Raw genomic sequence first — 13,357 nt, 5'->3', positions numbered from 1 at the left:
TACAATTACCTATCGATCGCAAACCTTTGATTTACCGGGAGTTCAATGCAGAAAAGCTTTGACGTGATCAGGTCCGATTTATTTTTGATAAAAATCTTTCAGTTGAAAATATTGTGTAAGAAGAATTTGGACTGAGCGTCATGTTGCAACAACCCGCTTCTCGTCGTATAAACTTGCGCGCCACCGCACAGGGCGGGCCGTCGCCTGCATCGGACCGGCTCTAGAGCGGCCACAAGCCGCCGTTTTCAACACGCGACAGGAGTTTCACCCAGCATGGCCGACATCGCCCTCTCAACTTCAGCTGACACCCGGCGGCGCGTTCTCGCGATCGTCGGCGCTTCATCGGGGAATCTCGTCGAGTGGTTCGACTTCTATATCTACTCGTTTCTCGCGCTGTACTTCGCTCCGGCGTTTTTCCCAAGCGGGAATCCGACCACGCAGCTGCTCAACACCGCCGGCGTGTTTGCCGCGGGTTTCCTGATGCGGCCGATCGGCGGCTGGATGTTTGGCCGTATCGCCGACAAGCACGGCCGCCGCACGTCGATGATGATTTCCGTGCTGATGATGTGCGCCGGTTCGCTCGTGATCTGCTTCCTGCCAACCTACGCGAGCATTGGCGCCTGGGCGCCGTTTTTCCTGCTGATCGCGCGGCTGTTCCAGGGCTTGTCGGTGGGCGGTGAATACGGCACGAGCGCGACCTACATGAGTGAAGTCGCGTTGCAGGGGCGGCGCGGTTTCTTTGCGTCATTCCAGTATGTGACGCTGATCGGCGGACAGCTTGCAGCGTTGCTGGTGCTGGTCGTGTTACAGCAAGTGCTGACCACGGAAGAGCTGCGGGCTTGGGGCTGGCGCATCCCGTTCGGGATTGGCGCGCTCGCGGCGGTCGTGTCGCTGTATTTGCGTAAATCGCTCGATGAAACCACCACCGCCGAATCCCGCAAGCTGAAGGAAGCCGGTACGCTGCGCGGACTCATGCAGCATAAAGGCGCGTTCCTCACCGTGGTCGGCTTCACGGCGGGCGGATCGCTGATCTTCTACACGTTCACCACCTATATGCAGAAGTACCTGGTGAATACCGCCGGCATGCATGCAAAGACGGCCAGCAACGTGATGACCGCGGCGCTCTTCGTCTACATGATCATGCAGCCCGCATTCGGCGCGTTGTCTGACCGGATCGGCCGGCGCAAGTCGATGATCTGGTTCGGCGGCCTCTCTACCCTCTGCACGGTGCCGATCCTGCACGCGTTGAAGGACGTCACGAGCCCCATCCTGGCGTTCGTGCTGGTGGTGATCGCGTTGGCTATCGTGAGTCTCTATACGTCGATCAGCGGGCTGATCAAGGCCGAGATGTTTCCTGCGGAAGTGCGCGCGCTGGGCGTGGGTTTGTCGTATGCGGTGGCAAACGCGGTGTTCGGCGGCTCGGCGGAATATGTGGCGCTGTTCCTGAAGTCAGTCGGCAGCGAGTCGACCTTCTACTGGTACGTGACGGCGTTGTGCGCGATTTCGGGAATAGTCTCGCTGCGGATGCGCGATTCGTCGAAGGAAAGGTATTTGCGCGACGTGCCTTGACGATGTGATGCAAACCCGGTGCACGTTGGATTGCATCGCAACCGGCGTGCCGCGCAATTGATTGAAGCGTTCAGGCAATCGCCTTCGCAGGCATTGCCTCGAGCGCGGCCACGGTCCGGCGTAGTCCCTCGAAGATACGATCAGCGACGCTGGCCGGGAACCCCTCCGGCAACTCACCCGACACGCGCTCGATCACAGCGGGCGTCCGTGCAATCAGCCGCTGGATGATCGGCTCCGCATCCTGCCCATATGAGCATCGCGGCGCCATTGCGTTGAAGTGACGGCGCTGGATATCGCGAAAAGCGTAGTGACGGTTCTTACCCGACACAGCCATGGCAAGCCTGGCCCTGAACCACGACCACTGGTTCGCTCCCTTGCCCTCGACCGGCCAGATGGACATGACGTCATAAAGCGGAGTCAGCCGATACTGTCCGCCCGCCAGCAGCCGGATGCTGAAGTTCTTCGCGTGCCCGTCCGGGGCGGCCAGCAGCCAGAAGAGTATCTGCGTGGTCAGCAACGTTTCTATGTCTTCCCTGGCCGTCTCGGACTGCTGGAGCACTTGCGCCAGATCGATCACCCCCGGACCCCCTTCGTTCTCGTACTTCTTGTGCGAGGGCAGCCCCATCACCTGGCAAAAGTCCTCTTGTGGCAGCCTCAGGATCCACTTGCCGCTTGAGTGCATCTGGCGGTCAAAGCGTTTTACGCTCAGCGCGCGTTGCTTGCCGAAGGTCTTGATCTCCGTTTCGGCGACCGGTACGCCGTAGGCCTGCAGGAGATGCATGCATAGCCATTCGTTTTCGACCGACGTGGTGAGGTCGGCGCGCCGGTTACCCACCAGGCCGAGCGGAAGCTTCAGGATATGCGTGGTGGGGGTCGCGCCGTGCGGTTTCATCCACTGGCCTTCGTGCCAGAGGAGTGCAGTCTTTTCCTGTGCGCCGGCCAGGGAAATCCGGAAGTCGTCTTCGTCGTCCTGGGGGCCAAAAGTGCCGCTGCCCGCCGTCTGGTTCAGGAGGGTCTCGATATCCCCGTCACTGAGCGGCGTGCCGTCGATCTGTTCGACACCGGCAGGCTCTTCGTCGGCACCCAGCAGTTGAACCGCGCCCACACAGTCCCGGCCAATGGCCTCCAAAAGATCAAACGCATCCAGCGTGTCCGTCCGGAATCGCCGGCCGATTCGTTTTCGAATGGCCTCGCTGTCCGGCAGCAGGTTGTCGAAGTAGTTGAGCACCCGGTCGCCCTTGAGCGGGGCGTTATCAAGCGGGATGGGCAACGACAGCGAAAGGGGCCGGCTGAGCTCGGAGGCGGCCCAATCCGGGTCATAGGCGAGTTCCATCGGGCCGCGAGTGGGAATGCGCCAGATGCCCATCCGTACGCCGTTGACCCATACCGACAGCGCCCGGGAATGTGGCTTGCGTCCCGCCATTACCACTCCGATGCAGAAGCGGTGGGTGTTGGAGCGGACGAACCCTTGTCCAGGACCTGGAGTTGCAGCTCGTACGCGCCAAAAAGCGTCAGCAGCTGATTGAGTGTCAGCGCGCTGGAGTCCGCCTCGAGCGTCGATATGCGACTTTGGCTGACACCCAGCCGCGAGGCCGCTTCAGCTTGGGTGAGGCCCGCGCGCCGGCGGCCGGCGGCAAGGATCTGACCCATTTGGTAGGGCGTTGCAATGACCTGTTGCATCACAATTATCTCTCACACGAATAAACGCAGTTTATGTCTATAGCAGATATTTGTCAATTATTCGTGTGAGAGATATCTGGCAATTATCTGCCACACGAATAAATGCCATTTATTCGTGTGGCAGATTTTCTTGAGCGAGACGCTACGGCTACAAACGACGCAGGGAGCTCGAGAGAATCGAGTGGGCCAACCCTCCCGCGGTGTGCCCCATCCCCACGCCCTTTTGGCGCGGGTTGCTCTTAAACCACGTGATTTCTGTTGATTTTTGCGGGTTTTCACCGCCTACCCAGACAAAACGCGCATTATTGAGATGACGGTAAGATTGCGGTCAGATGCCCACTTAGGCGACGCCCCCGATCACGATCCGGCTCGTCGCCGTCATGACGGGCTCGCCAGGACCTGAGCGTCAAGCGCATGTGAACCGCTGCGCAGCGTTTGCGAGTCCGTCTGCTTGGAGACTAGCCCATGGAAGATTTCGATGAAACGCTGTACCTCGTGTGGCGAGCCAACCTGAATGTGCTCGCGGGATCGCCGGCTGGCGGCGCGAGAATTGCCCGCATGATGAGTTTTTCCCCGTCGTACATGAAGCTGATTCTGGCCGGAAGGCGCGATTTCAGCGAGGAGTTCGTGCGCGGGGTGGAAACCGTCACCGGTTTGCCACCGCGCTGGCTGGACGAGCGCCGCGACCGGCGCGACATTCCGCCCGAAACCCAGCGTGCGATGGATGAGGAAACACCCGCGGCGGTATTTCGCGGCAATGCGCACCCGGCGCCCAAGCGGCCCGTCTTGCGCGGCCCGGAACCGCTGCTCTCGCAAACTGAAGCGACCCGCCGTATTGCCGACCAGGCGCTGCAGCAAGTGGAGACGCATCGGCGCGACCAGATGTTCCGGCGCAACCGGGATCTGCTGTTGACCGACCTGCGCCGCGTGGAACGGCAGCTTTCGATGGTCCAGCTCGATGGCATCAATGCGAAGGCGGAGGATTTGCGTGCGTCGGGCAAACTCGACGATCCGGTGAAGGCCGATCTTGCCGGAAGGATCGAGCAGATCGACAAACACCGCGCCATGCTGATGCAGCACGTCGAGAAGCTGGCCCTGCTGCTGACGGGTCTGGATGACTAAATGGACGACTGAAAGCGGCTAACGCGATTGTTTGCCGTGACTGCCGTGACTGCCGTGACGCTTCGGTTCAGGGGCAGGGTCGGGATCGACCGAGATCGCGACGGGGTCGCTTGCGGGAAAACTCTCGTCCAGCGCTTCGTCGAGTGCGTCCTCGCGATGGCTCACGCCCGCGGGTGCTTTTGGCTTGCTGTGCTGTGGCGTTTTCGGTTGCGGCATGGCAACGCTCCTTCAATGGACCAGCAGATTTTCACTATAGCAGCGCGACGGTGTGCGTGCTGTCATGCATCGGGGTCGACACCGGTATGCATGCCGCGATACGCCGCCGGCCGCACGCCCGTCCACTTCCTGAAGGCGCGATGAAATGCGCTGGGTTCCGCGAAACCGAGCGCATGCGCGATCTCCGCGATGGTCTGCGTCGTGTCCGCCAGCCGCGCGATGGCAAGGTCACGCCGCAGCGCATCGCGGATGGATTGGTAGGTTGCGCCTTCTTGTTTCAGCCGGCGTCTTAGCGTGGCCTCGGCCATGTTCAACGCTGTCGCGACAGCTTCGCTATCCGGCCAGTCGACAGGCGGCGATTGCCGCAACTTGCGGCGAATCCGCGCAGCGAGCGAATCGGGATTGCGATATTTCACGATGAAATTGGCCGGCGCCTCACGCAGGAAAACCTTTAGCGTGGCAGCCGTCTGAACGACCGGCAACGCGACGCAATCCGGCGCGAGATCGACATACGACGCCGGTTGATCGAAGAACATTGCGTCGCAGAACATCAGCCGGTATTCGTCGGACATCGCCGGTTCCGGGCAGCGCAGGTGGGCGGCCAGCACCGGGATGCGACGGCCGACCAGCCAGCATAACAACCCGTAGATCATGATGAACGCGGTGGCGTAGACGAACATCGGGCGGGGTGAGCGCGTTTCAGTACCGGTGTCGGCGAGACGAATTCTTACGCGCGTGGGGTCGATGTCGATTTTGCATTGCAGGTCGTCCAGCACGAGTCGCAGGAAACCGGCAATGCGGTTCAGCGCCTGAGCGCCGTCGCGCGAACCGAGCGCGGCATGACAAAGCAGCGCGAAGCTGCCGCGGCGCATTGGATGGTTATCCTGGCCGAAGAATTCATCGTCGAGCGCATCGGCGACGGCGCTCCACAAGCGGCCGTATTGTGCAGCCGAGACGCGGGCGAGCGGCGCTGCGAGCGCGGCCGGCTGGATGCCTGCCAGCGCCAGCAACCCGGTGCGCTCCACACCGCGACGCTCGGCGCACCGCAGCGCTTCTTCAACGAGATCCCCCGCTATGGTCCCGCGTTCATTGTCCCGGCCGCGCGGTGTCCGTGGAGCGGGTGGAGCCGCAGCCGGGGCTCGCAGCGGCCGCGGGTCTCGCGGGCGTTTGGGTGTCGGGGTAGTCGTTGGGGTAGTCACTAGGTGGCGCATTCGCTCAGGAAGCTTGATCGTTTCAGGCATCGGCAGACGAGTGCGCCGCGCCTAGAATCTGGCGTGATGCTATTTGCTGCCGGCTTCACCGCTTAAGCGCAGCAGTGTAAGCCCAGCGCGTTTTCCCGTATTTCACACGAGCCATACCATCATGATCGACAGTTTCCTGACCGACGACCAACGCATGATCCGCGACGCGGCGCGCGACTTCGCCACCGAAGTGCTCGCGCCGCACGCGGGCCAATGGGACCGCGACGCCGCCCTGCCGGACGAGGTCGTGCGGCAACTCGGCGAACTCGGCCTGCTTGGCATGATCGTGCCTGCGGAATGGGGCGGTACGTTCAGCGACTACGTGGCGTATGCATTGGCGATCGAGGAAATCGCGGCCGGCTGCGCCTCGTGCTCGACGCTCATGGCCGTCCACAATTCCGTTGGCTGCGGACCGATTCTCGCGTTCGGCACTGAAGCGCAAAAGGCTGAATATCTGCCGAAACTGGCGACGGGAGAGATGATCGGTGCGTTCTGTCTGACCGAGCCGCAAGCCGGATCGGAAGCCAATAATCTCAAGACCCGCGCCATTGAACGGGACGGCCAGTGGGTGTTGTCCGGTGCGAAGCAGTTCGCGACCAACGGCGCGCGCGCGGGCATGGCGATCGTGTTCGCCGTCACCAATCCCGAGTTGGGAAAGAAGGGTCTGTCCGCGTTCATCGTGCCCACGAATACACCGGGTTTCAACGTGGGGCGGCCGGAGCACAAGATGGGCATTCGTGCATCCGATACCTGCCCGATTTCACTCGAGGACTGCGCGATTCCTGCGGGCAACCTGCTGGGCGCGCGCGGCGAGGGATTGAAGATCGCGTTGGCCAATCTGGAGGGCGGACGTATTGGTATTGCGGCGCAGGCGGTGGGCATTGCGCGCGCGGCATTCGATGCAGCGCGTGCTTATTCGCATGAACGCGTGCAGTTCGGCAAGCCGATCAAGGAGCATCAGTCGGTGGCCAATCTTCTCGCCGATATGCAGACCAGCCTGAACGCGGCGCGCCTGCTTGTGTTGCACGCAGCGCGGATGCGCACCGAAGGCTTGCCTTGCCTGAGCGAAGCGTCGCAGGCGAAGCTGTTTGCGTCGGAGATGGCGGAGCGGGTTTGCTCGCAGGCCATTCAGATTTACGGCGGTTATGGTTATCTGGAAGACTATCCTGTCGAGCGTCATTATCGCGATGCCCGCATCACGCAGATCTACGAAGGCACGAGCGAAGTGCAGCGCATGGTGATCGCGCGGCAGCTCTAGGGCGCCTGAGGGCCGCGCGCGAGTGTCATGCTGAAACACCGCATCCGGTTCAGGCGGAATAACCAAGCGGCGACGCCTTGCATGAAGGCTTCGCCGTTTTTTATTGCTCCCGGATAGGCTCACTTCAAGCTCCCGGGAAAGCTCACCGTGATCGCCGGGCACGCTCGCGAATAGACTCACCGCTAGTATCCCGAAGGTTCTCACCGGTCGCCGTCACCCGATCTCGCTTGGGGCAGTCGATGACGCGTCGTCAACATGGGAATTTATAAGGATAACTATTTATTCAAGAACCACCTGTCCGATGAAAGGGGCAAGCCGTCTCTCGTGACAGTCCACGCCGGATTTTCCTCAGGCAGGCCACGCCCGGAGTTGATTCGGACCCGAAAGCGTAGAACGTGGCTCATTTCTAGGTGTATACCCCAGACCTCTTGCGTTGAAGTTATCGACATACCGATAATGTTGTCATGGATGTGAAAACTGCAGTGCGCGTCTTTGACGTGATCAACCTCTTTGCCGAGGTCCGGCAACCGATGATCTACAGCGAGATTGCGCGTCGAACCGAAATCCCTTTGTCGAGTTGTCATGCGCTTTTGCAGACGATGGTGGCGAAGGGTTATCTCTACGCGCCAGGCGTAAAAGCGGGGTATTACCCGACCCAGCGCCTGTTGCATGTCGCACGCGATATTTGCAGCGAGGATCCGCTGACGCTGTTGTTCCAGCCCCTGCTCACGGCGTTGCGTGACGCGACGGGTGAAACGGCGGCGCTTGCGACGCTCGCGGGAACGCGGGTCGTTTATCTGGACGTCATGGAGTCGCGTCAGAAGATTCGCTACAGCGACGAACCCGGCGGTTTTATGCTCGTCCACGCCAGCGCGGCAGGCAAGGCGCTGCTGGGCGCGTTGCCTGTGGACGCACGCCGGCGCCTGCTCGACAGTTGCGAGCCGCTGAGTGCATCGACGGATGGGTCAGTGATCGATCGCGCGTCGCTCGAAGTGGAAGTGGAGCAGGGCGTGACGCTCGGCTGGCATCGTTCGACCGGAGAAAACGTCGAGGATGTCGCGGGGCTTGCGAAGGGATTCTCGATCCATGGCGAAGCGTTTGCGCTCGTTATCGGCGGCCCGAAGGCGCGCTTGCTGAAGAACCAGGAGCACGCGGTCGCGGCGCTCCTCGATATTTTCGACCGGATACCGCAGACGTTGATCGGTTAGCGGCGGGAAACCACGGTCGTGCAAGGAGAACAGGATGCAGGATCAGAGGCGCTGGAAGAACAGGCCAGACGGTTCGAACTGGGGTGATTTCGGCCCCGACGATCAACTCGGACGACCTAACCTGATCACCCCGGAACAGGTGCTGAAGGGTGCGCGCGAGATCCGCGCGGGCCTGAGTTTTTGCCTGTCGCTGCCACTCGACTATCCCGGCGACAGCAAGCTGAATGTACGTCGTCATCCGCCGGTCTTGCGGCCTACGACGAAGGACGGATTGCCCTACGTGAACTTCCCGTTCGCGCGCATGGAGGAGCAGGCAACCGACGTGGTCAGCGACGATCAGGTCCTGATGAGCCTGCAATATTCCACCCAATGGGACTCGCTCGCGCATGTGGGCGCGCTCTTCGACGCCGACGGCGACGGCGTGCCCGAGAGCGTCTACTACAACGGCTACAAGGCGAACACGGATGTGGTCGGGCCCATGGAATACCGCCTTGACGACGCGTTCGCGCCGCACGCCTGCGGTAACGAACATAGCCATGCAGAAGCGCTCGGCATTGAAAATCTCGCGGTAAAGGGCATGCAGGGGCGCGGCGTTCTTGTCGACCTCGTCGCGCATTACGGACGCGAGCATCGCACCGTGGGTTATGACGACCTGATGTTCGCCATCGACACGGACAAGGTACAGATCGATCACGGCGACATGTTGCTGCTGCGCACCGGTTTCGCTGAACTGGTGCTGGAAATGAACCGTCATCCCGATGAAGCCGTGCTCAACACCCAGTGTTGCGCACTCGACGGCCGCGATCAGCGGCTGTTGCAGTGGCTGACCGATTCGGGCATTGCGGCGCTGGTCGCGGACAACTATGCAGTCGAGCGTTATCCGGCGCGTCCGGCGGAAGGCCACTATCCGCTGATGCCGCTGCATCACCATTGTCTGTTCAAGCTTGGCTTGCCGCTCGGCGAGCTCTGGTACCTGCGTGATCTGGCGGTCTGGCTGCGTGCCAACGCTCGCTCGCATTTCATGCTGACAGCGCCGCCGCTGCGTTTGCCGGGCGCGATGGGTTCGCCCGTGACGCCGATCGCAACCGTCTGATTTCCTAAAGTACACGACATGACACGAGAACGAGTTTTGATTACCGGCGGTGCGGCGGGAATCGGTGCGGCCTGCGTAGAGCGCTGTGAAGCGGATGGCTTTGAAGCGGTGGTGATTGACCGTGTTGGCAATGGATTGATCGCCGATCTTTCGGATGCCGAAGCAACGGCGAAGGTACTCGATCAGGCGCTCGCGGGCGGTCCGATCACGCGGCTGATCAACAATGTCGGCGTGGTGGTGCCGGCGGACGCAGCCGGGCAGAGTCTGGAAGAACTCGAGCTTGCGTGGTCACTGAACGTACGTTGCGCGATGCAGTGCATGCAGGCTCTGTTGCCGGGCATGCAGGCTGCGGGTTTCGGCCGGATCGTGAATATGTCGTCGCGGGCGGCGCTGGGCAAGGAACTGCGTACCGCGTACTCGGCGACCAAGGCGGCGTTGATCGGCATGACCCGGGTATGGGCGCTCGAACTCGGCCGTCATGGCATCACGGCGAACGCGATCGGCCCGGGCCCGATCCGCACCGAACTCTTCGAACGTGCGAATCCGCCGGACAGCCCGCGCACGCGGGCGATTATAGAAAGCGTACCGGTGAAGCGCGTGGGCACGCCGGAAGACGTCGCGCATGCCGTGTCCTATTTCCTCGATGCCCGCAGCGGTTTTGTCACCGGCCAGGTGCTGTATGTGTGTGGTGGAATGACGGTTGGCGTGGCGGGAGTCTGAGATGAACAGGGCTGAAATCCGGCGCGTGGCGATCGTGGGGGCGGGGAGTATCGGCGTCGCGTTTGCTGTGGTGTTTGCGCGCGCGGGATGGCCCGTGCGTCTTTTCGATCCCGACGCGTCACGCCGCGATGCTGCCCCTGGAGAGATCGCGCAGCGCCTGACGGAACTGGCGCGCTTCGGCTTGCTCGACGAAACGGCGGAGGCCGCGGCAGCGCGCGTGCGGATAGCGGCCTCAGTAGAAGCAGCCGTTGCCGACGCGGATCTCGTGCAGGAGTGCGCACCCGAGCGAGTGGACATCAAGCGTGCGTTGTTTGCGCAATTCGATGCCGCCGCTCCCGCGACGGCGATCTTCGCCAGTGGTTCATCGGCGCTGACGGCATCGAGCTTTGTTGATGACCTGCCAGGACGGCACCGTTGTCTGATTGCGCACCCGGGCAATCCACCGTACCTGATTCCCGTTATCGAGATCGTGCCTGCGCCTTTCACCGCTCCGGAGGTCACTGAACGCACGCTGCAACTTTTCCGCGATGCCGGCCTGCAACCCGTGCTCGTATCGAAGGAAGTCGAGGGCTTTGTCTTCAACCGGTTGCAGGGCGCCGTGCTGCGCGAAGCGTATTGCCTCGTGCGCGACGGCGTCGCGACCGTCGAGGATATAGACACCGTCATGCGCGACGGCCTCGGCCTGCGGTGGTCGGTGATCGGGCCGTTCGAAACGGTCGATCTGAATACGCGTGGCGGCATAAGCTCGCATGCACAGAAGATGGGGCCGGCCTACGAACGGATGGGTGCCGAACGCGGCCAGCACGATCCTTGGACACCGGAGTTGGTGGAGACGGTGGCGGCGGCAAGACGTGCGGCGCTGCCGCTTGAGCAATGGGAAGAACGGGTGGCGTGGCGCGACCGCGCATTGATGGCGCTGGCTCGCCACGGGCGGGTGGTGGCGTCACGAAAAGAGTCCTGAGGGCAGGCGATTGACTCTGCCCGCGGAGATGGCTGAAAATTTCGCTTAACTAAATAATATTTCAGAGACAGTGCAATGCAGAAAATAACCGGATTCTTCACCGAACTGATGCGCAAGTATTTACCGGATCCGTTCGTCTTTGCTATCGGGCTGACGCTGCTCACCATGATTCTCGCCGTCCTGGTGCAGGGCCAGGGCATCGTGGTGCTGACAACCAGCTGGGGCAAAGGCTTCTGGACGCTGCTTGCATTCACCACGCAGATGGCGGTGATCCTCGCAATGGGTTACGTGCTCGCGACCGCTCCACTAACCGAGCGATTCCTCGATCGCATCGTCATGCGGGTACACGATCCGCGCATGGCGATCATTGTCGCCACGCTGGTGGGCGGGATCGGCAGTTACCTCAACTGGGGTTTCGGGCTGGTGATCGGCGGCATTGTTGCGCGCAAGCTGGCGCTCAGCGTGAAGGGCGTGCACTACCCGTTGATCATTGCGTCGGCCTATAGCGGTTTTACGCTTTACGGTCTTGGTTTGTCGGCGAGTATTCCAGTGCTCATCTCCACCAAGGGCCACCCGATGGAAGCGCAGATGGGCGTGATTCCGCTCTCGGAAACCATCTTCTCGCCGACCATGCTCATCACCAGCCTGATCGTGCTGATCACGCTGCCGTTGCTCAATGCGTGGTTGCATCCGAAGCCGGGCCAACCGGTGACCGAGATCGACCGTACGCTTGAAGAGCGCACGCGGGCGGCTCAAGCGGCGGTTCCCGCCGACGCCGGCGATGACCGTACATTCGCCGGCCGTCTGAACAACAGCCGCTTGCTGAGCGGCCTGATCGGATTGATCGGCGTGGTCTACGTGGTGCTGTATTTCCACGGCGGCGGCACGATGGACCTGAACCTGATCAACTTCATCATCCTGTTTCTCGGCATCATTTTGCTGGGCACGCCCATTCGTTATGTGGAGAAACTCAACGAAGGCATCCGGACGATCAGCGGCATCATCCTGCAATATCCGTTTTACGCGGGCATCATGGCGATCATGGCGTCGTCGGGACTGGTCAACACGTTTTCCGAATTCTTCGTCAAGATCGCGACGCCGCATACGCTGCCGTTCTGGGGCCTCGTCAGTTCGTTCTTCATCAACTTCTTCGCGCCTTCCGGCGGCGGTCATTGGGTCATCCAGGGCCCGTTCATGATCGAGGCGGCCAAGGCGATTGGTGCGTCCGTGGGTCATACGGCCACCGCTGTCATGCTCGGCAACGCCTGGAACGACTTGATCCAGCCGTTCTGGATCTTGCCGGCACTCGCTTTGTCGAAGCTGAAACTGAAGGACATCATGGGCTATACCGTCATCATGATGTTCTGGATCGGCATTGTTTATACGGTTGCGATCCTGGCATGGGGCTAGGCGGTTCAATCATCTTGCGGAGGTTCGATCATGTTGTTCCTGGTTCATATGGTGGTACAGATTCCTGCCGATGCGGATTCGGAGCTCACCAATAGGCTGAAGGCCGACGAGAAGGCGTTCTCGCAAAAGCTGCAGCATGAAGGCACGTGGCGTCACTTGTGGCGCGTGGTGGGGCAGTACGCGAACTACAGCGTCTTCGACGTCGAGTCCAATGACGAGCTGCATACGTTGCTAAGCTCGCTGCCGCTCTTTCCCTACATGGCGATCCAGGTCACGCCGCTAGCCCAGCATCCGTCGGCGATCGCGCAGAATTGAGTTCGATGAGGGGAGCTGTCATGCCGTTCATTATCGAAACCTGGGACAAGCCTGGTCACGCGCCGGTACGCACGCAGCAGCGCGACGTGCACCTGGCCTTCCTCGAAGCGAACAAGGCGCTGCTGCTGGCGTGCGGGGCGAAGCTCCAGGACGACGGCAGTAACGCCGGCGGCGGCCTGTATGTGGTCGCCCTCGACACGCGCGAGGAAGCTGAACGTTTCATCGCGAAGGACCCTTTCGCGCTTGCGGGTCTATTCGAGCGCGTGACAATTACGCGCTGGCGCAAGGCATATATCGACGGCAAGGGTTATTTGTAGCGCGTCGCTAGTCCGGTGCGGGGTACTCTACTCCGTCCGGCATGACGAGGTGTATGACACCAGGTAACCGGATCATTCTTTCACCGTCATTTCCATACGCCGATTCGTCTGCCGGGTTCCCGGCGCCGCCTCTTACGTCCCCCTTTTAACGCGGCCACGCCGAGCGGGTGGCAGATCCGCCAAACCCGCGCCGGTCCGCGAGCACGCGGGGGTCACGGCAAGAAAGCGCGCTTTCCGATACGCTGCA

Annotated in this window: 14 protein-coding genes; 10 read left to right on the top strand and 4 right to left on the bottom strand. The window is 61.4% G+C overall.

Translation table 11 applies throughout. The features are described 5' to 3' along the window. Positions 1 to 273: 273 nt before the first annotated feature. Positions 274 to 1,569: an MFS family transporter gene (locus ABH944_RS22515; RefSeq protein ID WP_404608936.1), complete on the top strand. Its 1,296-nt coding sequence runs from the start codon at positions 274 to 276 to the stop codon at positions 1,567 to 1,569. Between the two features lie 70 nt (positions 1,570 to 1,639). Here the strand turns inward: ABH944_RS22515 and ABH944_RS22510 are convergent, their stop codons facing one another. Continuing rightward, positions 1,640 to 2,992, bottom strand: a complete 1,353-nt coding sequence (locus tag ABH944_RS22510) for a type II toxin-antitoxin system HipA family toxin (protein WP_404608934.1) — start codon at positions 2,990 to 2,992, stop codon at positions 1,640 to 1,642. Then, positions 2,992 to 3,249, bottom strand: coding sequence for a helix-turn-helix domain-containing protein (locus ABH944_RS22505; RefSeq protein ID WP_404608932.1), 258 nt, complete (start codon positions 3,247 to 3,249; stop codon positions 2,992 to 2,994). Before ABH944_RS22505 ends, ABH944_RS22510 begins: the two co-directional genes overlap by 1 nt. 465 nt (positions 3,250 to 3,714) lie before the next feature. On the opposite strand from ABH944_RS22505, the gene ABH944_RS22500 reads away from it, so the two are divergent. Continuing rightward, the gene (locus tag ABH944_RS22500) at positions 3,715 to 4,371 is read left to right on the top strand and encodes a hypothetical protein (protein WP_097269302.1); all 657 of its coding nucleotides are present in this window, start codon (positions 3,715 to 3,717) and stop codon (positions 4,369 to 4,371) included. A gap of 18 nt (positions 4,372 to 4,389) precedes the next feature. Here ABH944_RS22500 and ABH944_RS22495 read toward each other — a convergent pair whose 3' ends face one another. Both ABH944_RS22495 and ABH944_RS22490 read right to left on the bottom strand, forming a co-directional pair. After that, complete coding sequence (locus ABH944_RS22495) at positions 4,390 to 4,587, bottom strand: hypothetical protein (protein WP_404608931.1); 198 nt, start codon at positions 4,585 to 4,587, stop codon at positions 4,390 to 4,392. A 62-nt stretch (positions 4,588 to 4,649) separates the two neighbouring features. Further along, a complete protein-coding gene (locus ABH944_RS22490) occupies positions 4,650 to 5,732 on the bottom strand; it encodes an AraC family transcriptional regulator (RefSeq protein ID WP_404609094.1) in 1,083 nt (360 codons plus the stop codon). Between the two features lie 220 nt (positions 5,733 to 5,952). On the opposite strand from ABH944_RS22490, the gene ABH944_RS22485 reads away from it, so the two are divergent. The 8 genes from ABH944_RS22485 to ABH944_RS22450 all read left to right on the top strand — a co-directional run bounded on the left by ABH944_RS22485 (position 5,953) and on the right by ABH944_RS22450 (position 13,110). Next, the gene (locus ABH944_RS22485) at positions 5,953 to 7,086 is read left to right on the top strand and encodes an acyl-CoA dehydrogenase family protein (protein ID WP_404609093.1); all 1,134 of its coding nucleotides are present in this window, start codon (positions 5,953 to 5,955) and stop codon (positions 7,084 to 7,086) included. A 464-nt stretch (positions 7,087 to 7,550) separates the two neighbouring features. After that, positions 7,551 to 8,294, top strand: a complete 744-nt coding sequence (locus tag ABH944_RS22480; RefSeq protein WP_404608929.1) for an IclR family transcriptional regulator — start codon at positions 7,551 to 7,553, stop codon at positions 8,292 to 8,294. A 34-nt stretch (positions 8,295 to 8,328) separates the two neighbouring features. Beyond that, positions 8,329 to 9,387 (top strand): cyclase family protein, encoded by a 1,059-nt coding sequence (locus ABH944_RS22475; protein ID WP_404608927.1) that lies wholly within the window; start codon positions 8,329 to 8,331, stop codon positions 9,385 to 9,387. An 18-nt stretch (positions 9,388 to 9,405) separates the two neighbouring features. Then, a complete protein-coding gene (locus ABH944_RS22470; protein ID WP_404608925.1) occupies positions 9,406 to 10,107 on the top strand; it encodes an SDR family oxidoreductase in 702 nt (233 codons plus the stop codon). 1 nt (position 10,108) lies between these two features. Continuing rightward, positions 10,109 to 11,068, top strand: a complete 960-nt coding sequence (locus ABH944_RS22465; RefSeq protein ID WP_404608924.1) for a 3-hydroxyacyl-CoA dehydrogenase — start codon at positions 10,109 to 10,111, stop codon at positions 11,066 to 11,068. Between the two features lie 75 nt (positions 11,069 to 11,143). After that, positions 11,144 to 12,478: a short-chain fatty acid transporter gene (locus ABH944_RS22460; protein ID WP_404608922.1), complete on the top strand. Its 1,335-nt coding sequence runs from the start codon at positions 11,144 to 11,146 to the stop codon at positions 12,476 to 12,478. Between the two features lie 30 nt (positions 12,479 to 12,508). Then, the gene (gene catC / locus ABH944_RS22455; RefSeq protein ID WP_404608920.1) at positions 12,509 to 12,793 is read left to right on the top strand and encodes a muconolactone Delta-isomerase; all 285 of its coding nucleotides are present in this window, start codon (positions 12,509 to 12,511) and stop codon (positions 12,791 to 12,793) included. A 20-nt stretch (positions 12,794 to 12,813) separates the two neighbouring features. Then, complete coding sequence (locus tag ABH944_RS22450; protein ID WP_404608919.1) at positions 12,814 to 13,110, top strand: YciI family protein; 297 nt, start codon at positions 12,814 to 12,816, stop codon at positions 13,108 to 13,110. Positions 13,111 to 13,357 lie beyond the last annotated feature (247 nt).

Origin of the sequence: Caballeronia udeis (genome assembly GCF_044909315.1) — a bacterium.
GTDB classification, from domain to species: Bacteria; Pseudomonadota; Gammaproteobacteria; order Burkholderiales; family Burkholderiaceae; genus Caballeronia; species Caballeronia udeis_A.
This window is presented reverse-complemented; position numbering and strand designations above follow the sequence as displayed.